The organism is Streptomyces microflavus (genome assembly GCF_014650075.1).
GTDB lineage: Bacteria > Actinomycetota > Actinomycetes > Streptomycetales > Streptomycetaceae > Streptomyces > Streptomyces microflavus.
Window position 1 is genome coordinate 73,217 of record NZ_BMUG01000011.1, and the last position, 22,882, is coordinate 96,098.

Below are 22,882 nucleotides of genomic sequence, written 5' to 3' on the forward strand. Positions count from 1 at the left end.
GCACCATGCATCTGGCCGCGCACTTCCCGGGCGTCAACGCCACCACCGTGTGGGCCGACCCCCGCTCCCGCAGCCAGATCGACTTCTCCTCCTTCGTGCATCTGGCCCGGACGGCGGAGCGCGGCAAGTTCGACTTCTTCTTCCTCGCCGAGGGGCTGCGGCTGCGTGAGCACAACGGCCGCGTCCACGACCTCGACGTGGTCGGCCGGCCCGAGTCGCTGACCGTGCTGAACGCGCTGGCCGCCGTCACCGAACGGCTCGGCCTCGCCGCCACCGTGAACGCCACCTTCAACGAGCCCTACGAGCTGGCCCGCCGGCTCGCCACCCTCGACCACCTCAGCGAGGGGCGCGCCGCCTGGAACGTGGTGACCTCCTCCGACGCCTTCACCGGGGAGAACTTCCGCCGGGGCGGCTACCTGGACCGCGCCGACCGCTACAACCGGGCCGCCGAGTTCGTCGCCACCGCCCGCGAGCTGTGGGACTCCTGGACGCCGGACGGCGAGTCGCGGCCCTTCGCGCACGACGGGGAGCAGTTCACGATCTCCGGCGAGTTCACCGTGCCCCGCTCCCCGCAGGGCCACCCGGTGGTGATCCAGGCCGGGGACTCCAGCGAGGGCCGGGAGTTCGCCGCCTCCGCCGCCGACATCATCTTCACCCGGCACGGCACCCTGGACGCGGGCCGCATCTTCTACGCCGACGTCAAGGCGCGGCTCGCGGCGTACGGGAGGCAGCCCGACGACCTCAAGATCATGCCCGGGGTCACCGTGGTGGTCGGCGACACCGACGCCGAGGCGCAGGAGCAGGCGTACGAGATCCGCCGTCAGCAGGTCTCCCCGCAGAACGCGATCCTCGCCGCCGAGCAGCTCTGGGGCACCGACCTCTCCGCGTACGACCCGGACGGGCCGCTCCCCGAGATCGACCCCGTCATCGACTCCGGGCTCGTCAAGGGCAGGGTCCTGCACGGGGACCCGTTCGCCGTCGTCGCCCGCTGGCGCGAGATCGCCGCGGCCAAGGGGCTCTCGCTGCGGCAGACGGTCATCGAGACGACCACCCGGCAGTCGTTCATCGGCTCCCCGCAGACGGTCGCGGCGGAGCTCACCGCGTTCGTCGACGAGCGGGCGGCAGACGGGTTCATCCTCGTACCGCACCTCACCCCCGGCGGCCTGGACGACTTCGTCGACCGGGTCGTCCCGCTCCTCCAGGAGAGCGGAGCATTCCGCTCCGAATACTCCGGCTCCACGCTGCGGTCGCACCTCGGCCTGGCGGAGCCGGTGTGGAAAGGTTGACCGCATGAGCACGGACGCACAGCAGCACCAGCAGGCCGGTGGGCCGGACGCCGCACAGGAGTGGCAGCGGTGGCACGAGGGGCGGGTCCTCGCGGTCGCGGCCCCCTACGGCCTCCTTTCGCTGACCGGAACCCACTGGCTCTCCGACTACCCGGAAGGGCGAATTCCGGCCGTCCCGGGGCAGTGGCGCGAGGACGGCGACGAGGTGGTGCTGACCGCCACCGCCGAGGACGGCATCGTTGTCGACGGCAAGCCGCTGACCGGGGAGGTCCGGCTCTCCGCGGACCGCGGCCCCATCGACGACTCCCGGGTGGCGCAGGGGGAGCGACGGCTGGTGGTGCTCCGGCGCGAAGGGCTCTGGGCGGTACGGGACTTCGACCCGGATTCTCCCTCCCGGCACGCCTTCTCGACCATCGACGCGACCCCCTACGACCCGCGCTGGTCGCTGGCCGGGACCTACCGCCCGTACGCCGAGGAGCGGGCCGTGCGGGTCCCCAACGCGGACGGGGTCGAGCGGGGTCTCGGGCTCGGCGGGGAGATCGCCTTCACGGTGGACGGGGACGAGCACACGCTCCAGGTCGCGGTCGAGCCGGACGGCTCGCTCTGGGCCGTCTTCGCCGACGCCACCAGCGGGAACGGCAGCTACCGCTTCCGTTTCCTGCGCCCCGGCGCACCCGGCGGCGACGGCAGCGTGCACATCGACTTCAACCGCGCCCTGCTGCCGCCGTGCGCCTTCGCCGATCACTTCATCTGCCCCTTCCCGCCCCCGGGCAACTCCCTCACCGTGCCGGTCCCGGCGGGGGAGCGGAACCGCCTGGACGCCTGAACCGCGCGAACCTCCCGGCCCCGGCAGCCCGACGGCTGCCGGGGCCGGTGTGCGTGGGGCGCGCGTGGCCGAAAGGCATGCTTGCGCCTCCTGTACGCACCCCTCGATACTCCCGTCAGCGATTGTCAGGGGCACGGCAACTCCGGAATCCGGACAGGCCCCCGACTGCGCCTCACGGGCCCGCCACCCCACAGGAGGGCCCCCGATTCCCCTCGGAGGAACCCGAAGTGAGGATCAAGCGCACCAACCCCCGCCGCAACCAGGCGAGACGCGTCCGTACCACGGCCGTTCTCGCCGGACTCGCCGCCGTCGCGGCGTTCACCGTCCCCACCGCCAGTGCCGAACCCACCGGTACGTTCAGCGCCACCCAGCTGACGTCCGCGAGCGACGCCGTACTCGGCGCCGACATCGCGGGCACCGCCTGGAACATCGACCCGAAGACCAACCGCCTCCTCGTCACCGTGGACAGCACGGTCACGCAGGCGGAGATCGCACAGATCAAGAAGGCGGCCGGCGCCAACGCCTCCGCCCTCAAGATCGAGCGCACGCCCGGGAAGTTCACCAAGCTGATCTCCGGCGGCGACGCGATCTACTCCAGCACCGGACGCTGCTCGCTGGGCTTCAACGTCCGCAGCGGCTCCACCTACTACTTCCTGACCGCCGGTCACTGCACCGACGGCGCGACCACCTGGTGGGCGAACTCCGCCCGCACCACGGTGCTCGGCACGACGTCCGGCTCCAGCTTCCCGAACAACGACTACGGCATCGTGCGCTACACGAACACCACCATCGCCAAGGACGGCACGGTCGGCAGCCAGGACATCACCAGTGCCGCCAACGCCACCAACGGGATGGCCGTCACCCGCCGCGGCTCCACCACCGGCACCCACAGCGGATCGGTCACCGGCCTCAACGCCACCGTCAACTACGGCGGCGGCGACGTCGTCTACGGCATGATCCGCACCAACGTGTGCGCCGAGCCCGGCGACTCCGGCGGCCCGCTCTACTCCGGCACCCGGGCGATCGGTCTCACCTCCGGCGGCAGCGGCAACTGCTCCTCCGGCGGCACGACCTTCTTCCAGCCGGTCGTCGAAGCCCTGAACGCGTACGGCGTCAGCGTCTACTGACAGGCGCACCGGGTCGTCCGGCCGGCGCACCGGGGCACCCTCCGGCGCACCGGATCCCCCCGGCCGACGTAGCGGCCACGCCCGGAGCTGTCCGTACATACGAGCCCCCGTCCGGAATTCCGGACGGGGGCTCCCGTACGCCCCCCGGCTCTTGAGAGGATGTCGCCACGACCGGTCGCACGGGTAGCGCCGACACCAGGGGGTTCCAGGTCCGTGAATCGCATCGGAATCACCGGTCACCGGTCCATCCCCGACGGGGCCCAGGCCCATGTGCTCGCCGGGCTGCGCGCGGCCCTGTGCGGACTCGACGGCGCCACGCAGGCGCTCTCCAGCCTGGCGGTCGGCGCGGACCAGCTCTTCGCCGACCTCGCCCTCACCTGCGGTGCCGAGCTGACGGTGGTGATCCCCAGCGGCGACTACGAGGCCTGCTTCGAGAACGCCGCCGACCTGGCCCGCTACCGGCTGCTCAAGTCCCGCGCCGCCCGGGAGGTCCGGCTGGACTTCCCGCACTCCACCGACGAGGCCTACTACGCGGCGGGCGCCTACATCGCCGACCACTGCGACCGGCTGCTGGCCGTCTGGGACGGCCGCCCGGCCCGGGGCCTCGGCGGCACGGGCGACATCGTGACGTACGCCCGGACGCTGGGCCGCCCGGTCACCGTCATCTGGCGGGACGGGGTGGAGCGGGGCTGAGCCCGAGGGAAGGGCGCGTCAGGTCCGGTGCCGCACCAGCCAGTCGGTGTGCTCCGGCGAGACGATCCGCTCGGTCTCGAAGACCGCCACCGGCCACTGCCGCTCGGTGAGCGTGGTCTCCATCGCCGCCTGCATCGACTCCAGATCGTCCTCCACCAGGGAGTGCGCCGAGATCAGCGGGTGGTGGCGGCGCAGCTCGTTCCAGGCGAGACAGGCCGCGCCGGCCGCGGACAGCACCCCGGTCAGCCCGAGCGAGCGCCCCACTCCGAAGGTCTGCAGCACGCTCAGCGCCAGCGCCGGCAGGGTCAGCGCGACGATCGCCCCGGACCAGACGAGCGCGCCGCGCCGGGAGACCAGCCGCCGTCTGCGGTACCACCGACGCTGCTCGATGAGCCGGTCCCGTACATAGGTCTCCTTGCGTACGGTGAAGGCCCTGTCCCGTAACGCGCGCATGGATTCCGTGATGACCGTGCCGCCGTTGTCCGTCATCGCCTCGCGCGGATCGGCCCAGCCCACCTTGCGCAGTTCCTGGAGCCCTTCCTCCAGCCGGTTGGCGAAGAGCGCCTCGGGGTGCGGAGCCGCGGTCTCGAAGGGCGAACCGTGGACCGCGTACCGCCAGCAGAGGGACTTGATGAACTCCGCTGCGGAGCGGTTGAGTTGCCAGTGCGACTTTGCTTTGCGGCGGGAGGAGAGGTACGTCGTGAACAGGACACCCAGGTACGCCAACACGGCCGCCCCGTAGAGGAGTTGCACCGCGAGGGTCTCCTCGGCGTGCCACGGGAGCGCCGCGGGCACCGTGCCCGCCACGAGCAGTGCCAACTGGACGCGGGTGGTGTTCACGGCCTCGCGCTGGCGGGCCACCGCGACGGCGTCCGTGCGGTGGAAGAGCGCGGGCAGGTCGGCGTTCCTGAAGACCATGCTCTGGAGAGGTCCGGGAATCGCCGTCATGTTCACTCCCGTATCCCATGTAGTCGGGGTTCCGTTGTCGGAATGAAAGATTCCGAACCATTTGGAGCAGTCCCGTATGTCACTCGGCTTACGAGGGTGCGACACGAGTTGCACACCTAGGTCATGAGAGTAAAGTCGTGCCGCCAGGCACTGCAATGGTGCAACTGCCGGTGTTGTCCCCCTGACCGGAACGAGCCCCCCTAGGACGGCCGTGAAGACCTACGAATCATCCCCTCTCTTCGCTGATGCGAAGAAGAGCCGTGTGCCGCTCGCCAAGATCGACATTTCCGGTGGCTCCGCTGCTCGGAAGCTTGCGCGAGTGATCCCCACGGCCGCCGGTCGCCCCCCTCGGATTTCCACCTTCAACTCGGCTCTCTGAGGCGCCCGCACCGTCGGATTCCGGTGCGGAACGCTGCACTAGACTGGTGGAATGACAGGACCCGCGGTCCCATTCCGCGAAATCGTTCTGAAGGTTCACAGCAGGTGCGATCTGGCCTGCGACCATTGTTATGTCTACGAACATGCTGATCAGAGCTGGCGAACCCGGCCCAAAGCAATCTCTGACCATGTTATTTCCCGGACGGCTCAACGCCTGGCGGAGCACGCCAGGACCCACGCCCTGCCCTCCGTGTCAGTGATCCTGCACGGAGGGGAGCCACTGCTGGCAGGACCGGTCCGACTGCGCCGCGTCTGCGAGGAGTTCTCCTCGGCCCTCGCGGGCATCGCCGAACTGGATCTCCGCATCCACACCAACGGCCTCCAGCTGAGCCCCCGTTACCTCGACCTGTTCGACGAGTTCGACGTCAAGGTGGGCATCTCCCTCGACGGCGACCGCACCGCCAACGACCGCCACCGCCGCTACGCCGACGGGCGCAGCAGCCACCCCCTGGTCCTCAAGGCCGTGGAACTGCTCCGCCAGGAGCGCTACCGCCACCTCGATCTCGGCCTCCTGTGCACGATCGACATCGCCAACGACCCGGTCGCGGTCCTCGACGCGCTCACCGAACTCGACCCGCCGCTCATCGACTTCCTCCTCCCGCACGCCACCTGGGACGAGCCGCCGCCACGCCCGGACGGATCCCCCACCGCGTACGCCGAGTGGCTCCTCACCATCTTCGACCGCTGGCAGGAACAGGGGCGGCCGGTTCCGGTCCGCCTCTTCTCCTCGGTGCTCTCCACCCTGGGCGGCGGCCCCAGCCTCACCGAGTCCCTCGGACTCGCCCCCACCGACCTGGTCGTCGTGGAGACCGATGGTCAGCTGGAGCAGGTGGACTCCCTCAAGAGCGCCTACGAGGGTGCCGCGGCCACCGGATTCGATGTCTTCACCCACAGCTTCGACGAGGTCGCGGCGCACCCCGGGGTCCGGGCCCGCCAGCTCGGCCTGGCCGGCGTCAGCGAGACCTGCCGCCGCTGCCCCGTCGTACGGTCGTGCGGCGGCGGGCTCTACACCCACCGCTACCGCTCACCGGGCGGCTTCGACAACCCCTCCGTCTACTGCGCCGATCTGGCCGCGCTGATCCGGGGCATCGAGGAGAGGACGGCCGCCGCCACCGAAGCGCCCGCCGTCCGTGACCCGTACGAACTGCTCGCCGCCCAGCAGGATCTGACCCGCACCCTGCTCGCCGTCCTCCACGACAGCCTCGACGGCAGCGGCGGGGAGATCTGGGAGACGGCCTGGGCGCTGGCCGCCGAGGTCGAGAGCGACCCGGCCGGGCAGGCGGGGCTCGACCGGGTCCTCGCCCACCCCTACACCCGCACCTGGCTGCTCGACACCCTCGAAGCGGTACGGGCCGGCCGGCCGGTGCAGGGCCCCCCGGTGGAGCGGCTCGCCGCCTCGGTGGCCGCCGCAGCCGTGCACGCCGGGCTCGGCCCGGCCGTCCCGGTCGTCCACCGCGACGGCCTCCTCTTCCTGCCCACCCTCGGAGCGGTCCGGGTCGGCGGGCCGGGGGAGCAGGGCACCGCTCTGGTGCGCGCCGACGGCGAGGGGTTCGCCGTCCACACCGAAGGGGGCGTGCTGCACATCGCGCGCGGCGCGGGGGATGGGCCGCACTGGTCGCCCGTACGTGTCCTCGGGGCGGCCGGAGGGCCGGGCCCCGAACCCGTATGCGTACGGGACGATCTCGATCCCTACCGCACCTGCTTCGACACGCCCGCCGCCGACCGGCTCGGACCGCAGGCCGCCGACGCCTGGTCCGCCGCCCTCGCCCAGGCCTGGGAGCTGCTGGCGGAGACCGTCCCGGACCAGGCGGCCGAGGCGGCCGCCGTACTCACCACGCTCACCACGCTCACCCCGCTCACCGGGGGCGAGGCGGGCGAGGCGGGCGAGGCGGTCCAGGTGGGGCGCCATGGGTACGGGGCGCTCGGCATCGTGGCCGGGAGCGATGCCCACGACCTGGCCCCGGCGCTGCTGCGCGGGTTCCGCCGGGCGAAACTGCGGGCGCTGGCCGAGGTCACGGACCTGTACGCCTCGGACGGTTCCTGGGATCATCGGATGCCCTGGCAGGAGGAGCCCGTTCCGTTCTCCCGGCTGCTGTCGGAGACCTATGAGCGGGTCGGGCTCGGCCTCTTCGCACCACGGTTCCTCGCCGGGGTACCGCAAGCGCTCGACATGATCGAAGAAGCGGCCGAAACGACCGTCGACGGAAAACAATTGCTCGCCGGGATGCGCAAAGAGATCAACGGTACACACGGGACATCCGGGAGGAACGGTTGCAAGACCGATACGGAGCGCACCGCAGTGCGGTGAACACGGGCACGGTTGACTGAAAAATAGCGTTCAATGACCGAACGGCAGGGGGGTGGAGTGCAGTCCGCTCCGGAATGATGAATTCGCTCGCATTCCTTTCCCAATCCTCGGATGCGAGTGCTCACACAGGACGGGGGTCGTGTGCACGCATCGACGCAGCAGCGAGCGGCGGACCATCGACCGTACTTCTTTCTGAGTTACGCGCACACTCCGGGATACGGCAGCGGAACCGACCCCGATATGTGGGGCGAACGGCTTTTCCGTGACCTGTGCGGTCATGTGATGGCCATGACCGACCTCCCCGCAGGCGCGTCCGCGGGCTTCATGGACCGCGAGATACGCTCCGGAGAGGGCTGGTCGGAACGGCTCGGCGAAACCCTCGCCACCTGCCGGGTCTTCGTCCCGCTCTTCTCGCCGCGCTACTTCGCCAGCGAGATGTGCGGCAAGGAGTGGCACGCCTTCGAGCAGCGCGCCATCCACCACCGGGCCCGCTCGAACCAGCCCGCCGAGGCGATCGTCCCGGCCCTGTGGGTACCGGTCCCGCCGAGCCAACTCCCTGGATCCGCCGAGCGGTTACAGTTCAACCACCGCGACTTCGGGGAGCGGTACGTCACCGACGGCCTCTACGGCCTCATCAAGCTCAGACTCTTCGCCCAGGAATACGAACGGGCCGTCTACGAACTGGCCAAACGCATCGTCCGCGTCGCCGACACCGTCCGTATCGACACCGGCAGGCCCGTCGACTACCGCCTCGCACCCAGCGCCTTCGGCTCCGTGAGCAGCGGGGTGGGCGCCCCCCGGCCGATGCAGATCACCATCGCCGCACCCACCCGCCACGACCTGCCCGACGGGCGCAACAGCGACTACTACGGCGACCACCCGCAGGACTGGAACCCCTACCACCCGGCCGCCGCCCGCCCCCTGGCCTATGTCGCCGAGGAGCTGGTGCGCTCGCTCAACTACCAGGCCCGCATCACCTCGTTCGACGAGGAGTCCGGCAGACCCGAGGGCAAGGCGCCGCCCAGCACCCCCGAGATCCTCCTCGTCGACCGCTGGGCCCTCCAGGACGAGGACCGCAGGCGCAGACTGGCCGCCTTCGACGCCGAGAACCGGCCCTGGGTGACCATGGTCGTGCCGTGGAGCCGCGAGGACCACCAGAGCCGGGCGGCCGAGGCCGAACTGACCGAGAAGCTCGAAGCGACCATGCCGGCCAAGATGCGCCACGGCCGGACCTTCTGCCGCGCCGCCGCCCGAGGGGTGCCGACGATGGAGGCGTTCGGCCAGATCCTGCCCCAGGTCGTCGAGGTGGCCGCCCAGCAGTATCTGAAGCACGCGACGGCCTACCCGCCGGTCACCGGCGGCGGACACGGCGAACGGACCCGGCTCACGGGCCCCATGGGCAGCACCAGCTACACACCGGACCCGCACGACCCTGCGACGGAAGCGGAGGACCTATGAGTGCCGGTCGTGACGGGCGCATCGTCACCTTCTACTCGTACAAGGGCGGCACGGGGCGCACCATGGCCCTGGCCAACACCGCCTGGATCCTCGCCGCCAACGGCAAACGGGTGCTGGCCGTCGACTGGGACCTGGAGGCACCCGGACTCCACCGGTTCTTCCACCCCTTCCTCGAACCCGCCACCCTCGGCGCCACCACCGGCGTGATCGACCTGATCACCGAGTACGCCTGGGCCGCGACCAGCCCCGCCGAACGCGCGGAGGACTGGCACCGGGACTACGCCCGTATCCAGCCGCACGCCGTCTCGCTGACCCCGGAGGCGCTCGGCTGGGAGTTCCCGCAGGGCGGCACCCTCGACTTCGTCTCCGCCGGACGGCAGAACCGCGAGTACTCCGCGACCGTCTCCACCTTCGACTGGGACAACTTCTACGACCGGCTCGGCGGCGGCCACTTCTTCGACGCGCTGCGCGAGGACATGAAGGCCAACTACGACTACGTCCTCATCGACAGCCGGACCGGCCTCAGCGACATCGCCGACATCTGCACCGTCCACCTCCCCGACATCCTCGTCGACTGCTTCACCCTCAGCGACCAGTCCATCGACGGCGCCGCCTCGGTCGCCCGCCAGATCGCCGAGCGCTACACCGGCCGCCCCATCTCCATCTTCCCCGTCCCGATGCGCATCGACGAGGGCGAGAAGGAGAAGGCGGACGCCGGACGGGCGCTGGCCCGGCTCAAGTTCGACCGGCTGCCCCGTGACCTGTCCGGCGACGAACTCACCGCCTACTGGGGCGCGGTGGAGATCCCCTACCGCCCCTACTACGCCTACGAGGAGACGCTCGCCACCTTCGGCGACGAGGCGGGCCTCACCAACTCCCTCCTCTCCGCCTTCGAACGGCTCACCGCGGTCATCACCGGCCGCGAGATCACCTCGATGCCCCCCGTCGGCGAAGAGGTACGCCTGCGGATCCGTGACGCCTTCACCCGGCGCAGGCCCGCCCTGCCCGCCGACCTCTTCCTCAGCTATGTGGCGGAGAACCGGATGTGGGCCGACTGGATCGAATCGGTCCTCACCCGGGCCGGCTTCCGCGTCGTCCCCCGCGACGTCTCCGCCGAGCGGACCGAGCGGGAACCGGCGGCACTCACCGCCGAGACCGCCGCCCGTACCGTGGTGCTCCTCTCCAGCGCCTACCTCAAGTCCCAGCGCGCGGTCGAACTGTGGGAACGGGCGGTCGCCGAGGACCCGGGCGGCGGCCGACGCCAGCTGCTGCCACTGCGCGTCGGGGACGTACGCCTGTCCGCCCCCTACATCGACCGCAACCCGGTCGACCTCTTCCGGCTGGACGAGGTGCACGCCACCACCGCCCTGATGCGCGCCCTGGACCGGCCGGTGCAGCCCGCCGACGGGGTCTCGCCCGGACCGCGCTTCCCCGGCACCGTCCCCAGGATCTGGAACGTACCGCCCCGCAACCCGGGATTCACCGGCCGCTCCCTCGTCCTGGAGCGGATGCGCGACCAGCTCGGCGGCGGCATGGCCGTCGTCCTGCCGCAGCCCCAGACCCTGTACGGACTCGGCGGCGTCGGCAAGACCCAGGTCGCCCTGGAGTACGTGCACCGCTTCATGGCCGACTACGACCTGGTCTGGTGGATATCGTCCGAGCAGGGCGACGACGTGGTCGCCGCGCTCGCCGAACTCGCCGTCCGGCTCGGCGCCCAGGGCGGCGAGGACATGGCCGCCGCGTCCCAGGAGGCCGTCGACCTGCTGCGGCGCGGGGTGCCCTCGGACCGCTGGCTGCTGGTCTTCGACAACGCCGACGACCCCGAGACGCTGCGCCGCCACTTCCCGCAGGGCGGCTCCGGTCACATCCTGGTGACCTCGCGCAACCAGAGCTGGTCCCAGCACGGGGACGCCCTCCCCGTCGACGTCTTCCTCCGGGAGGAGTCGATCGAGCACCTCCAGCGCCGGGCCCCGGGGCTGAGCGACGAGGACGCCGACCAGGTGGCCACAGCCGTGGGCGACCTGCCGCTCGCCGTCGAGCAGGCGGCGGCCTGGATCGCGGAGACCGCCACCCCCATCGACACCTACCTCGAACAGCTCGGCCGGCAGGCGCCCCAGGTCCTCGCCCTCAACCAGCCCGTCGGCTACCCGCAACCGGTCGCAGCGACCTGGAACATCTCCATCGCCCGGCTCAAGGAACGCTCGCCCGCCGCGGTGCGCCTCCTCCAGCTCTGCGCCTTCTTCGCCCCCGAGCCGATCTCCGCCAACCTCCTCTACAGCAAGGAGATGATCGAGGCGCTGAAGCCGTACGACTCCTCGCTCCAGGAGAAGCTGGTGCTGGGCCGGGTCATCCGGGAGATCGGCCGGTTCGCCCTCGCCAAGGTCGACCAGGTCTCCAACTCCATCCAGGTGCACCGCCTCGTCCAGGCGGTGATCAAGGCCCAGCTCACCGAGGAGGAGCAGCGCGAGGCGCGGCACGTCGTCCACCGCATCCTGGCCGGCGCCCGGCCCGACGACGACGAGCCGATCGACAACCCGGAGACCTGGCCGCGCTTCGCCACGATCTGGCCGCACCTGGGCCCCTCCGACGCCCGCCACTGCAAGGAGCCGGAGACCCGCAGGCTCCTCATCGACCGGGTCCGCTACCTGTGGAAGCGCGGGGACGTCAGGACCGCGGGGTCGCTGGGGGAGGAGCTGCGGCAGACCTGGCTGGAGATGCTGGGCGAGCGCGACCTGCAGTACCTCTACCTCTGCTTCCACCTTTCCAACATCCTGCGCACCCGCGGGCGGTACGTGGAGGCCAAGGAGCTCGACGAGTTCACCCTGCGCCGGCAGCGGGAGGTGCTCGGCGCCGAGCATCCGCACACGTACATGACCACCAGCAGCCTGGCGATCGACCTGGGGCTGCTCGGGGACTACGGCCGGGCCATCGAGCTGGCCACCGAGGCCCACGACGGCTTCAGCCAGATCTTCCACGACTCGCACCCCAGGACCCTGGCGGCCGCCAACAACCTGGCCCTGAACCTCCGCAGCATCGGCCAGTACGCGCGGGCCCGCGAGATCGACCAGGACGTCTACGACCGGCGCACCGAGGTGCTCGGCGCGAAGCACCCCTACTCCCTCTCCTCCGCCATGAACCTCGCCCGCGACCTGCGGGAGGTGGGGCGGTACGAGGACTCCGTGGGCCTCCTGAGCCGCACCTACGAGAGCTTCAAGGAGACGCTCGGCCGCACCTACCCGACGACGCTGAGCGCGGCCAAGAGCCTGGCGGTGTCGCTGCGGCGGGCCGGGCGGTTCGAGGACGCCCACCGGCTGACGGTCGCCACCCGCGCCCGGTACCGGGCGAAGTACACCTCCGCCAACCCCGATTCGCTGGCCTGCGACCTCAACCTGGCGGCCGACCTGTTCGCCGCGGGGGAGGCGGTCCAGGCCAGGGACACCGCCCAGGAGGTGGTGGACCAGTACATGAAGGTGCCGGGGGAGAAGCACCCGTACACCCTGGCGGCCCAGAACAACCTGGGCGTCTACCTCTCGGGGACCGGGGAGGCTGAGCGGTCGGAGAAGATCCTGACGCTGGTGGTGGCCTCGATGCGGGAGCGGTTCGGCCGGGAACACCCGAACACGCTCTTCTGCGTCATGAACCTGGCCAACGCCACGGCGGACCGCGGCGATCTGCCCCTGGTGCTGGAGACGGAGCAGCGGCTGGCGACGCAGCTGAGGGTGGCGCTGGGGGCCCACCACCCCGAGACCCTGGCGATGATCTCGAACATGGCGGTCACGCTGGACGCGATGGGGCGCGAGGAGGAGGCGGTGCAGCTGCGGGCCGAGCTGCTGGGCGAGCTGTCCCGGCAGCTCGGTGACGAGCACCCGCTGACGCAGATCGCCCGCGACGAGCGGCGCTTCCGGCGCGAGCTGGAACCGCTGGCGGTGTGAGGGCGGGCGGCCGGGCCCACCGCGGTGGGCCCGGCCGCCCGGTCACCCCGGTGCCGTGGCGGGCAGCGGTTCGCCCGGGGGCTCCCGCTCGTCCAGCAGCCAGTTGAGGATGCGGGGGAGTACGGAGAGCGCGTCGAAGTGCGCCGCCGCCGGTTCCAGTACGGCGGTGGCGCCCGGGATCTGCCCGGCGAGCCAGCGGGAGTGGCCCACGGGCGAGAACACGTCCTTCACCCCGTGCCAGAGCAGCACCCGGCCGGTGATGTCGGCCGGGTCGAACCCCCAGGGGCTGCAGAACGCGATGGCGTCGTCGATCCAGCCGTACGCCGAAGTGCGCAGCCCCTCGCTGTAGTTGCGCAGCAGCATGGACCGGATCCCCGCGTCGTTGACCACCATCCGGTCGGAGTCGGTCAGCTCCCGGCGCAGATCGTCCAGGAGCCGGACCGGGTCCCGCCGGATCTGCGCCGAGCGGATGATGAAGGACTCCGCGAGGGAGACCGGATCGGCGGCGGCCGTGGAGTACGCGAGCACATTGGACGCAGCCATCCCGTCGAACCAGTCGAGACCGGCCGCACCCCAGGGGGCCAGCGTGACCAGGGCGGCGGTACGGGTGACCCGCTCGGGCAGCAGCGCCGCGCACGCCAGCGCGTGCGGGGCCCCGCCGGAGCGGCCCACGACGGCGAACCGCTCCAGCCCCAGCGAGTCGGCGATCGCCCGGACGTCCTCGACGACATCGCTGACCCGGCGGCCCTCCTGCCGGTCGCTGCCGCCGTACCCCGGGCGGTCGTAGGTGATCAGCTGCGTACGGCGCTGATAGAGGACCATGCCGCGGGGCGCGGGCCCGAGCCGGCTGCCCGGCGTCCCGTGGAGCAGGAACACCGGTCTGCCCCGGGGGTCCCCCAGCCGCTCCACCGTCAGATGCCGTCCGTCCGCCGCGCGCACCCGATTGCGCACCAGCGCCTCCTCAGCTCGGTCCCCCCGGCGTGTGCTGCCTTCTCGATGATGACCCATCAGGTGAGTTACCGGGACTCCTTGTCGACTCTTGGCCGACTGTTCGGCGGCCTTTCGGCGGCTCTCCGCCAGCTTTCCGGCGGCTTTCCGGCGGCAGGAACTGTGAAGGTCCCGAGGTGTTCGCGGCGGACGATTTCCGTCTCCATCCGGACGGGTGCGTACAACATCCGGACCCGCAGGGGCGAATACCGGACAGGACTAGTCCTCACCCAGGGGCCGTCACCGGTTGCACCGGGTGTTCGCGAACGGAACCGACATGGCATGACCGTGGGTAAGTGAACGTGGCGCGGGTGAAGCGTCGGTGTCGTGTGCACGTCTGGAAGTCGACCTTGTGTGCGTTTCACCGCCTCGGAATAGTGGGCGCCCCATCCTCCGTGTACGGGCAGCCCACTTGCTCCGTGCGCGGCCCCACAGGAGGTTGAAGTTGAAGCATCGACGCATATCCAGGAAGCGCGCGACGGTGGCCGGATCGGCCGTCGTCGCCCTGGTCGTAGCGGGATTCACGTTCCAGACTGCGAACGCCAGCGATGAAGTGCCGCAGTTCACGGTCAAGACGCTCAGCGCGGACGCGGCCGGAAAGCTGGCCACCACGCTCGACCGGAACCTGGGCGCGGACGCGGCCGGCTCGTACTACGACACGAAGACGAAGGCCCTCGTCGTGAACGTCGTCGACGAGACCGCCGCCGAGCAGGTCCGCCAGGCGGGCGGCAAGGCCAGAGTCGTGGAGCACTCCCTCGCCGAGCTGAAGTCGGCCCGGCAGACCCTCACCGACAAGGCGACGATCCCGGGCACCTCCTGGGCCGTCGACCCGGTGACCAACAAGGTCCTCGTCACCGCCGACAGCACGGTCGACGGCGCGGCCTGGAAGAAGCTCTCGGCCGTGGTCGAGGGCCTCGGCGGCAAGGCCGAACTGAACAAGACCGCGGGCGAGTTCAAGCCGCTGATCGCGGGCGGCGACGCGATCTGGGGCTCCGGCTCCCGCTGCTCGCTCGGCTTCAACGTGGTCAAGGACGGCGAGCCGTACTTCCTGACCGCCGGCCACTGCACCGAGTCGGTCACCAGCTGGTCGGACACCCAGGGCGGCTCGGAGATCGGGGCGAACGAGGGCTCCAGCTTCCCCGAGAACGACTACGGCCTGGTCAAGTACACCTCGGACATCGCGCACCCGAGCGAGGTCAACCTCTACAACGGCTCCACCCAGGCGATCACCCAGGCGGGCGACGCGACGGTCGGCCAGGCGGTCACCCGCAGCGGCTCCACCACCCAGGTGCACGACGGTGAGGTCACCGCGCTGAACGCCACCGTCAACTACGGCAACGGCGACATCGTCAACGGCCTCATCCAGACGACGGTCTGCGCCGAACCGGGCGACAGCGGCGGCGCCCTCTTCGCGGGCGACACCGCGCTCGGCCTGACCTCGGGCGGCAGCGGCGACTGCTCCTCGGGCGGCACGACCTTCTTCCAGCCGGTTCCCGAGGCGCTCGCCGCCTACGGGGCCGAGATCGGCTGACACAACACCGCGCCACACGGCAGCAAGGAAAGGCCCCCGGTCCGCCGGGGGCCTTTCCCGTCCCGGCCGCCGTCCCTCACGACTCCGTCGTCGAGATGCCGAGGTCCTGGCGCATGGCGCGCTGCATCGCCAGGATCGCCTCCCACATCTCCATCAGGAACGTATGGGCCTCCTGCCACTTCTGCTGATCGTCCCCGGCGTCCCCGGCCAGCGGAATCAGGAGCTTTCTGGCGTCGGCCAGTGCCACCCGTACCGCTTGGCACCGCCGCAGGACGTCGTCGGGGACGAGCATCTGGGCCTTGGCGTAGGTGTCCTGGAACTCGACGCGGGCGACCTCCGTCGCGGGGTCCGGGGCCGTCCCGGAACGGATGGCGTAGAGGTCTTCCATCATCCGGAACCGATACCGCCGGGCACCGGAGTTCAGGGCGACGTAGGTGTCGCGCAGGCGTTCCAGGTTCGCCTGCTCGTCGTCCATGTGCCGTTTGGTGAGCTCGGAGCGCTGCTGGAGCTCGAACTCCTGGCGGCGGGAGCGCGAGCTCACCCATGCGGTGGTGACCGGCGCCAGCAGGGTGCCCGCCACCCCCACCACGGCCACCAGTAACGCCACGGTCCCCGTGTTCATCTCTCCCCCTGTCCGTACGACCCGGATCAACTCCCCGGTGAACGAACACACTCGGACCCCCGGGGCGGGCCGTCAAGGGGGGCCCGGACCGCGCTGTGCGGCCCGGGCCCGAAGGGGCGGTGGCGGTCAGGCTGCCTGGGCCAGGCGGCGGGAGTCCGCCCCGGCCGGGGCGATGCCGAAGATGTCCACGGCGTGGTAGTAGGTCCAGGCCGTGCTGTTGCACGACGTCCGCTTCGCGCCGGAGTAGGCGGCGCACACGCGCTTGAGGTCCTCGTAGAAGGCGGAGTCGACGCGGGCCTTGTTGGCGGAGAACGTGCCGGCGGCCTTGTGGTTCCGGTAACCGAAGTCGTGGCGGGCGCAGGCGGTCTGGAAGGGGAAGCCGAACGGGTTGTCGGGGGAGCTGCTGCAGTAGTCCGTCGACCAGTCGAAGCCGTACGCGGACCAGGCGCCCTGGTTGTTGCGGGCGGCGTTCCAGGCGTTGTAGCTGGAGGCACTCGTCTGGGTCCAGGAGCTGAGCACCTGGGGCTTGTCGGACGGGGCCGCCGAGGCGGAAGCGGCGGTGATCAGGGTGAGCGGGAGCGACAGGGCGACTGCGGCTGCGGCGAGCGGAGCCATGGATCGACGACGCATGAGTGACCTCCGTGGGGGTGAAAGGAGTTGTCCTGGCCGTGCTCCTCGTCTGGGTGGTACGAGGCCGCTCCAGAATGTCGTCATGTACCTGCCATGCCTAGCCGTCTCGCCGACCCGACATCAGGAATTGGGGTGAACGTCGGACGGGGCCGCCATCAGGGCGGCCCCGTCCGACGGATCATCACGGAGGAATCGGAGGAGGGGGAGGAGGGGGAGGGGCGGGGGCCTTCAGGCTGCCGTCGACCCGCCGGTGCCCGGTGCCGGAGCATCGGTGGTGGCCGTGGCCGTGCCCGAGGTGTCCGCCCGGTCCGCTCCCGGCCGGTGCCGCATCGACAGCAGCAGGGTCAGCGCCGTACCCACGACCGCCCAGGCGGAGAGCACCAGCAGCGGGCCGGTGACCGCGTTGCCCCGGAAGTAGGCGATCGAGCGGGCCACCCAGGTGCCCGCCCCCGGCGGGAGGGCCGGGCCGATCGCCCGCCAGAAGTCCGGGAGCATCGGCAGCGGGAAGGCGCCGCCCGCGCTCGGGTTGCCCGCGATGACGATGATCAGCACGGCCAGGCCGATGCCGACGATGCCGGTGAGGGCCTCCAGGGCGAGCGTGATCATGCCGACCGAGAAGACGACCAGGGCCCCGAGACCGGCCAGGCCCCAGAAGCTGCCCGGCAGGGCGCCGAGGATCGGGCCGATGATGATCGCGCCGCCGATGCCGCCCGCGATCGCGTACACCGCCATCACCGCGGTCCGGATCAGCGCGCGCTGCCGGTTGGCGGGCTTGGTGCCGGCGCTGATCGCCAGGATCGAGGCGCAGAGGTAGCCGCCCACGCACCAGCCGACCACCAGGTAGAAGGACGAGAGCCCGTCGAAGTCGTCGGCGGAGGCCGGTGCCACGTCCACGGTCCGTACCGCTCGCTGCTGGGAGCCCTCGACCTGGGTGAGGATCTGCTCCAGGGCGCTGGACAGGACGGTCCCGCCGCCGGAGGCGACCAGCAGGGTGTCGGTGCGGCCTTCCGACGAGACGATCAGGGCTCCGTCGATGTCGCGGTTCATGATCTGCTCACGCGCCTCGGCCGCGCTGCTCACCGCGCGGGGGTCCAGCGGTCCGCCGGGGAGCCCGTCGAGCTGGGTGACGAGCTGCTGGGACATCTGCTGCGGGGCCACCACCCCGAAGGCGACATCCGTCGGCTTCGGCTTGTGCAGCGCCCCGACGTAGGACGCGATGAACAGCAGCTGCAGTCCGAGTACGCCGATGACGAGCAGGGCGGCCCGTGGGGTGACGGCGTTCTTCAGCTCATCGACGAAAGTCATGCCCCCACCGTCCGGGCAGTGCGGTGTTCGCGCAGGCGGGGCGGGCCGAACGGCGTAGGCGATGGGCGCGGCGGGCGTGGTGCTCCCCACACTGCATATCGTACGAGTGTTCGAAGATTGGTCTATGGTGGAGAACGGGGGTGGTGAGTGACGGAACGGTCGGAACGGTTCAGGAGGTGCGGATGTCCGGTTTCACGCATCTCCATACCGCTTCGGGGTTCTCCCTGCGGTACGGGGCCTCGCACCCCGAGCGGCTCGCCGAGCGGGCCGCCGGGCGGGGGATGGACGCCCTCGCGCTGACCGACCGCGACACCCTCGCGGGAGCGGTCCGCTTCGCCAAGGCCTGCCAGGAGGAGGGGGCCGAGGTCCGGCCGCTCTTCGGGGTGGACCTCGCGGTGGCCTCGTACGCGGAGGGAGCGAGCCGGGCTGTCGTGCGCCCGCGCACCCCTGCGCGGGGCGGCGCCTTTGTCGATGAATCCGCGCCCCGGGTCACCTTCCTGGCCCGGGACGGCGCACGCGGCTGGGCCGAGCTGTGCCGGCTCGTCACCGCCGCCCATGCCCGGGGCGCCGTCGGCCCGCTCGAAGGGTCCGGGCCGCTCGGCGGGTCCGGGCCGCTCGGTGGGTTCGGGCCGTCCGGTGTCACCGGGCCGCCCCTGGTCGGCCGGGCCGCGCTGCCCGCCGACGGGCTGACCGTGCTGCTCGGGCCCGCATCCGAGGTGGGCCGGGCGCTCGCCGCGGGCCGCCCCGACCGGGCCGCCGCACTGCTCGCGCCCTGGCGGGAGATGTACGGCGACGGCCTGCGCCTCGAAGCCGTCCACCACGGCCGCCCGGGCACCGGTCCCGGATCGCTGCGGCTGGCCGCCCGTACCCTCGGCTTCGCCGCCGGACAGGGCGTACGGGCGGTGCTGACCAACGCCGTGCGGTACGCGGACCCGGGCCAGGGCCCGATCGCCGACGTGCTCGACTCCGCCCGCAGGCTCGTCCCCGTCGACCCGCGCCGCTCGCCCCTGGACAGCGGTGAGCGCTGGCTCAAGGGCGAGGACGCGATGCGGGAGACCGCCGAACGGATCGCCTCCGCCGCCGGTCTCGGGCAGGGCGCCGCGGCCCGGCTGCTGGCGGAGACCCGGCACACCGCCGAGGCCTGCCGGGTCGACCCCGCAGCCGACATCGGCGTGGGCGGCGTCCACTTCCCCGAGCCGCACCTGGTCGGCGCCGGCCGGCGTACCGCCCAGCGGGTGCTCGCCTCCCGGGCCGCCGCCGGGATGGTGCTGCGCGGCCACGACCGTAACCCCGCCTACTGGGAACGGATGCACCGGGAGCTGGACATCATCGCCCACCACAACTTCGCCACGTACTTCCTGACGGTGGCTCAAGTGGTGGACGACGTACGGGAGATGGGCATCCGGGTCGCCGCGCGCGGCTCGGGGGCCGGCTCCCTGGTCAACCACCTCCTCGGTATCGCCCACGCCGACCCCGTCGAGCACGGGCTGCTCATGGAACGCTTCCTGTCCAAGCGCCGCTTCGTGCTGCCCGACATCGACATCGACGTCGAATCGGCCCGCCGACTCGACGTCTACCGCCGGATCATCGAACGCTTCGGACCCGAACGCGTCGCCACCGTCGCCATGCCCGAGACCTACCGGGTGCGCCACGCCATCCGGGACGTCGGGGCCGCGCTCTCGATGGACCCGGCCGAGACCGACCGGCTCGCCAAGGCGTTCCCGCACATCCGGGCCCGGGACGCACGCGCCGCGATGGAGGAGCTGCCCGAGCTGAAGGAGGTCGCGCGGAACCAGGACAGGTACGGGCGGCTCTGGGAGCTGGTGGAGGGGCTGGACGCGCTGCCGCGCGGTATCGCCATGCACCCGTGCGGGGTGCTGCTCTCGGACGCCGGGCTGATGGACCGTACGCCGGTGATGCCCACCAGCGGCGAGGGCTTCCCGATGGCGCAGTTCGACAAGGAGGACGTGGAGGACCTCGGGCTGCTCAAACTCGATGTGCTGGGCGTACGGATGCAGTCGGCGATGGCGCACGCCGTCGCCGAGGTGAAACGTGCCTCGGGCGCGGACGTCGACCTCGACGCCGTACCGCCGGACGACCCGGAGACGTACCGCCTGATCAGGACCGCCGAGACGCTGGGCTGCTTCCAGATCGAGTCGCCCGGCCAGCGCGACCTGGTCGGCAGGCTCCAGCCCGCCACCTTCCACGACCTGGTCGTCGACATCTCGCTGTTCCGGCCGGGGCCGGTCGCCGCCGACATGGTGCGGCCGTTCATCGAGGCCCGGCACGGCCGCGCGCCGGTCCGCTACCCTCACCCCGACCTGGAAGAACCGCTGAGCGGCACCTACGGCGTGGTCGTCTTCCACGAGCAGATCATCGAGATGGTCGCCATCATGACCGGCTGCGGCCGGGGCGAGGCCGACCGGGTGCGGCGCGGGCTCTCCCACCCCGAGTCGCAGGGGCTGATCAAGGTCTGGTTCGCGCGGCGCGCGGCGGCCAGGGGGTACGACGACGAGGTGATCGCCCGTACCTGGAAGATCATCGAGGCGTTCGGCAGCTATGGCTTCTGCAAGGCGCACGCCGTCGCGTTCGCCGTACCGACGTACCAGTCGGCCTGGCTCAAGGCGCACCACCCGGCCGCCTTCTACGCCGGTCTGCTCACGCACGACCCCGGGATGTACCCGAAGCGGCTGCTGCTCGCGGACGCCCGGCGGCGCGGGGTGCCGGTGCTGCCGCTGGATGTGAACCGGTCGGCGGTCGCTCACCGAATCGAACTGGTGTCTGATGAGGGGAAGGGGGAGGGTTCCTGGGGGCTGCGGCTCGCACTCTCCGACGTCCACGGCATCAGCGAGGCCGAGGCCGCCCGGATCGAGGACGGGCAGCCGTACACCTCGCTGATGGACTTCTGGCAGCGGGCCCGCCCAGGCCGCCCGGTCGCCGAACGGCTCGCGCAGGTAGGCGCGTTGGACGCCTTCGGCGCCAACCGCCGCGATCTGCTGCTGCACCTCTCCGAACTCCACCGCGCCCACCGGAGCTCCGGCTCCGGCGCCCGGGGAGCCCAGCTCCCGCTGGGCGACGGACACCGCACGGCCTCCGTCGGGCTGCCCGACCTCAACGAGGCGGAGCGGCTGAGCGCCGAGCTCGGGGTGCTGAGCATGGATGTCTCCCGCCATCTGATGGGGGATCACCAGGCCTTCCTGGACGAGCTGGGCGTGGTCTCCGCCAAGCGGCTGCGCGAGGCCCGGCACGGCGAGACCGTGCTGGTCGCCGGGGCCAAGGTGGCCACCCAGACGCCGCCGATCCGCTCCGGCCGCCGGGTCGTCTTCACCACCCTGGACGACGGCAGCGGCCTGGCCGACCTGGCGTTCTTCGAGGACAGCCACGCCGCCTGCGCGCACACCGTCTTCCACTCCTGGCTGCTGCTGGTGCGCGGGGTGGTGCAGCGGCGCGGCGCGCGCAGCCTGAGCGTGGTGGGCGCGGCCGCCTGGAACCTGGCCGAACTGGCCGAACTGCGGCGGACCGGAGGGCTCGACGCGGTCGCGGCGCGCCTGGCGGAGGAGGAGCCGGAGAAGGACGCGGTTGAGGAGGCGCCCGGGCCCGGACGTCGTATACGGATGGAGACCGGTTACGAGATGAACCCCTGGGCCGACCTTCAGCCACCCGGCGAAGGGACGCCCACCGGAAGGAAGTTGTGGCACCAGTCACCAGGGAGCGCGGGATGACGGAGACATCAGGAGGCGTCCTGTACCTGCGGTTCCGCAGGACCGCGGGCGGGCCCCCCGACAGCGCCGGCTACACCGGGCTGCTCGCCCTGCTCGGCGCGTTCACCCCGGTCGTCGAGGCCGCACCGCCCGACGGGGCGCTCGCCGATGTGGGCGGCGCGCTGCGCTACTTCGGCCGGGACGTGGGGGACCTCGCCTCGGTGATCCGGGTCCGGGCGCTCGCCCTGCACGGCGTGGACTGCGCGATCGGGGCGGGGGCCAACCCCATGGTGGCCCGGATGGCGGCCCGGCGGGTGGCGCCCGGGACCACCTTCGTGGTGGGCCGGGGCGAGGAGGCGGCCTTCCTCGCGCCGCTCCCGGCCGCCGCCCTGGACGGCGTCGGGGCTGCCACGGCCCGCACCCTGTGCGGATACGGGCTCGACTCCGTCGGCCGGATCGCCGCCGCACCCCTGGCCACCCTCCAGCGGATCACCGGCGTACGGACCGGGCGTGAGCTGTGGGAACGGGCGCGGGGCATCGACCGTACGCGGGTCGTCCCGAACGCCGCCGCCCGCTCGCTCGCCGCCGAACGCTCCTTCCCGCGCGACGAACTGGCCCCCGAGCAGCACCGCCGTGCCCTCCTCTCGCTCACCGAGGAGCTGGGGGCGCGGCTGCGGGGCGAGGGGCAGGTGTGCCGGTCGCTCGCGGTGTCGGTGCGGTACGCGGACCGGACCGGTTACGCGACGCTGACCCGGAGCCGGACGCTGGGGGAGCCCACCGCGCACTCGGCCGCGCTCACCGCGCTCGCCTACCGGATCCACGAGTCCTTCGGGCTCCAGCGGGCCCGGGTGCGGGGGATCGCGCTGCGCGCGGAGGGGCTGGCCGACGCCGGCCGGGCCTCCCGCCAGCTCACCTTCGACCCGGCGGACGAGCGGTCGCGCCGGATCGAGGAGGTGGCGGACCGGCTGCGGGAGAGGTTCGGACCCGGTGCGGTGAAGCCGGCCGGACTCGCGGCCTGAATCACGTGGTTGACGCGGCTACCCGATCTACGGTGAGGCCGCGCCATTTTTTACCGACGCGTAACTTCCCA

At 71.7% G+C, this 22,882-nt stretch carries 16 protein-coding genes; 11 read left to right on the top strand and 5 right to left on the bottom strand.

Translation table 11 applies throughout. The features are described from left to right. Window positions 1–5: 5 nt before the first annotated feature. The 4 genes from IE264_RS29030 to IE264_RS29045 all read left to right on the top strand — a co-directional run bounded on the left by IE264_RS29030 (window position 6) and on the right by IE264_RS29045 (window position 3,932). Window positions 6–1,286, top strand: coding sequence for an NtaA/DmoA family FMN-dependent monooxygenase (locus IE264_RS29030; RefSeq protein WP_032758428.1), 1,281 nt, complete (start codon window positions 6–8; stop codon window positions 1,284–1,286). 4 nt (window positions 1,287–1,290) lie between these two features. Continuing rightward, window positions 1,291–2,112, top strand: a complete 822-nt coding sequence (locus tag IE264_RS29035; protein WP_032758283.1) for a DUF1684 domain-containing protein — start codon at window positions 1,291–1,293, stop codon at window positions 2,110–2,112. A 227-nt stretch (window positions 2,113–2,339) separates the two neighbouring features. Next, window positions 2,340–3,239: a S1 family peptidase gene (locus tag IE264_RS29040; RefSeq protein ID WP_032758284.1), complete on the top strand. Its 900-nt coding sequence runs from the start codon at window positions 2,340–2,342 to the stop codon at window positions 3,237–3,239. A gap of 213 nt (window positions 3,240–3,452) precedes the next feature. Further along, window positions 3,453–3,932, top strand: coding sequence for a hypothetical protein (locus IE264_RS29045; protein WP_032758285.1), 480 nt, complete (start codon window positions 3,453–3,455; stop codon window positions 3,930–3,932). Window positions 3,933–3,950: 18 nt separating this feature from the next. On the opposite strand, the gene IE264_RS29050 is transcribed toward IE264_RS29045, so the two are convergent. After that, window positions 3,951–4,880 carry a DUF4231 domain-containing protein gene (locus IE264_RS29050; RefSeq protein ID WP_032758286.1) on the bottom strand — a complete coding sequence of 310 codons (930 nt, stop codon included), beginning with the start codon at window positions 4,878–4,880 and terminating at the stop codon, window positions 3,951–3,953. A gap of 262 nt (window positions 4,881–5,142) precedes the next feature. On the opposite strand from IE264_RS29050, the gene fxsA reads away from it, so the two are divergent. From fxsA to fxsT, 4 genes are all read left to right on the top strand, one after another. Next, entirely contained in the window at window positions 5,143–5,259 is a 117-nt protein-coding gene (gene fxsA, locus IE264_RS29055) for an FxSxx-COOH cyclophane-containing RiPP peptide (protein ID WP_099127303.1), read from the top strand. 51 nt (window positions 5,260–5,310) lie between these two features. Then, the gene (fxsBH, locus tag IE264_RS29060) at window positions 5,311–7,626 is read left to right on the top strand and encodes a radical SAM/SPASM protein FxsBH, inactivated beta-hydroxylase extension form (RefSeq protein ID WP_078657515.1); all 2,316 of its coding nucleotides are present in this window, start codon (window positions 5,311–5,313) and stop codon (window positions 7,624–7,626) included. 111 nt (window positions 7,627–7,737) lie between these two features. Then, window positions 7,738–9,084, top strand: coding sequence for an FxsC protein (gene fsxC, locus IE264_RS29065; protein ID WP_229887831.1), 1,347 nt, complete (start codon window positions 7,738–7,740; stop codon window positions 9,082–9,084). Beyond that, window positions 9,081–13,016, top strand: a complete 3,936-nt coding sequence (gene fxsT, locus IE264_RS29070) for an FxSxx-COOH system tetratricopeptide repeat protein (RefSeq protein WP_015607629.1) — start codon at window positions 9,081–9,083, stop codon at window positions 13,014–13,016. The genes fsxC and fxsT overlap by 4 nt, the downstream gene beginning before the upstream one ends. Window positions 13,017–13,058: 42 nt before the next feature. Here the strand turns inward: fxsT and IE264_RS29075 are convergent, their stop codons facing one another. Further along, window positions 13,059–13,967 carry an alpha/beta fold hydrolase gene (locus IE264_RS29075; protein ID WP_032758289.1) on the bottom strand — a complete coding sequence of 303 codons (909 nt, stop codon included), beginning with the start codon at window positions 13,965–13,967 and terminating at the stop codon, window positions 13,059–13,061. A gap of 481 nt (window positions 13,968–14,448) precedes the next feature. Here IE264_RS29075 and IE264_RS29080 point away from each other — a divergent pair, with 481 nt between their 5' ends. Continuing rightward, window positions 14,449–15,534 (top strand): S1 family peptidase, encoded by a 1,086-nt coding sequence (locus IE264_RS29080; RefSeq protein ID WP_032758290.1) that lies wholly within the window; start codon window positions 14,449–14,451, stop codon window positions 15,532–15,534. A 76-nt stretch (window positions 15,535–15,610) separates the two neighbouring features. Here IE264_RS29080 and IE264_RS29085 read toward each other — a convergent pair whose 3' ends face one another. From IE264_RS29085 to IE264_RS29095, 3 genes are all read right to left on the bottom strand, one after another. Continuing rightward, window positions 15,611–16,156 (bottom strand): hypothetical protein, encoded by a 546-nt coding sequence (locus IE264_RS29085; RefSeq protein WP_229887833.1) that lies wholly within the window; start codon window positions 16,154–16,156, stop codon window positions 15,611–15,613. A 126-nt stretch (window positions 16,157–16,282) separates the two neighbouring features. Beyond that, window positions 16,283–16,786: a phospholipase gene (locus IE264_RS29090; RefSeq protein ID WP_032758292.1), complete on the bottom strand. Its 504-nt coding sequence runs from the start codon at window positions 16,784–16,786 to the stop codon at window positions 16,283–16,285. 228 nt (window positions 16,787–17,014) lie between these two features. Then, the gene (locus IE264_RS29095) at window positions 17,015–18,091 is read right to left on the bottom strand and encodes a membrane protein (RefSeq protein ID WP_032758293.1); all 1,077 of its coding nucleotides are present in this window, start codon (window positions 18,089–18,091) and stop codon (window positions 17,015–17,017) included. A gap of 182 nt (window positions 18,092–18,273) precedes the next feature. Between IE264_RS29095 and IE264_RS29100 the strand changes: the two genes are divergently transcribed. Both IE264_RS29100 and IE264_RS29105 read left to right on the top strand, forming a co-directional pair. Then, complete coding sequence (locus tag IE264_RS29100) at window positions 18,274–21,813, top strand: DNA polymerase III subunit alpha (RefSeq protein WP_032758294.1); 3,540 nt, start codon at window positions 18,274–18,276, stop codon at window positions 21,811–21,813. Further along, window positions 21,810–22,811, top strand: coding sequence for a DNA polymerase Y family protein (locus IE264_RS29105; protein ID WP_032758295.1), 1,002 nt, complete (start codon window positions 21,810–21,812; stop codon window positions 22,809–22,811). Before IE264_RS29100 ends, IE264_RS29105 begins: the two co-directional genes overlap by 4 nt. Window positions 22,812–22,882: the final 71 nt, after the last annotated feature.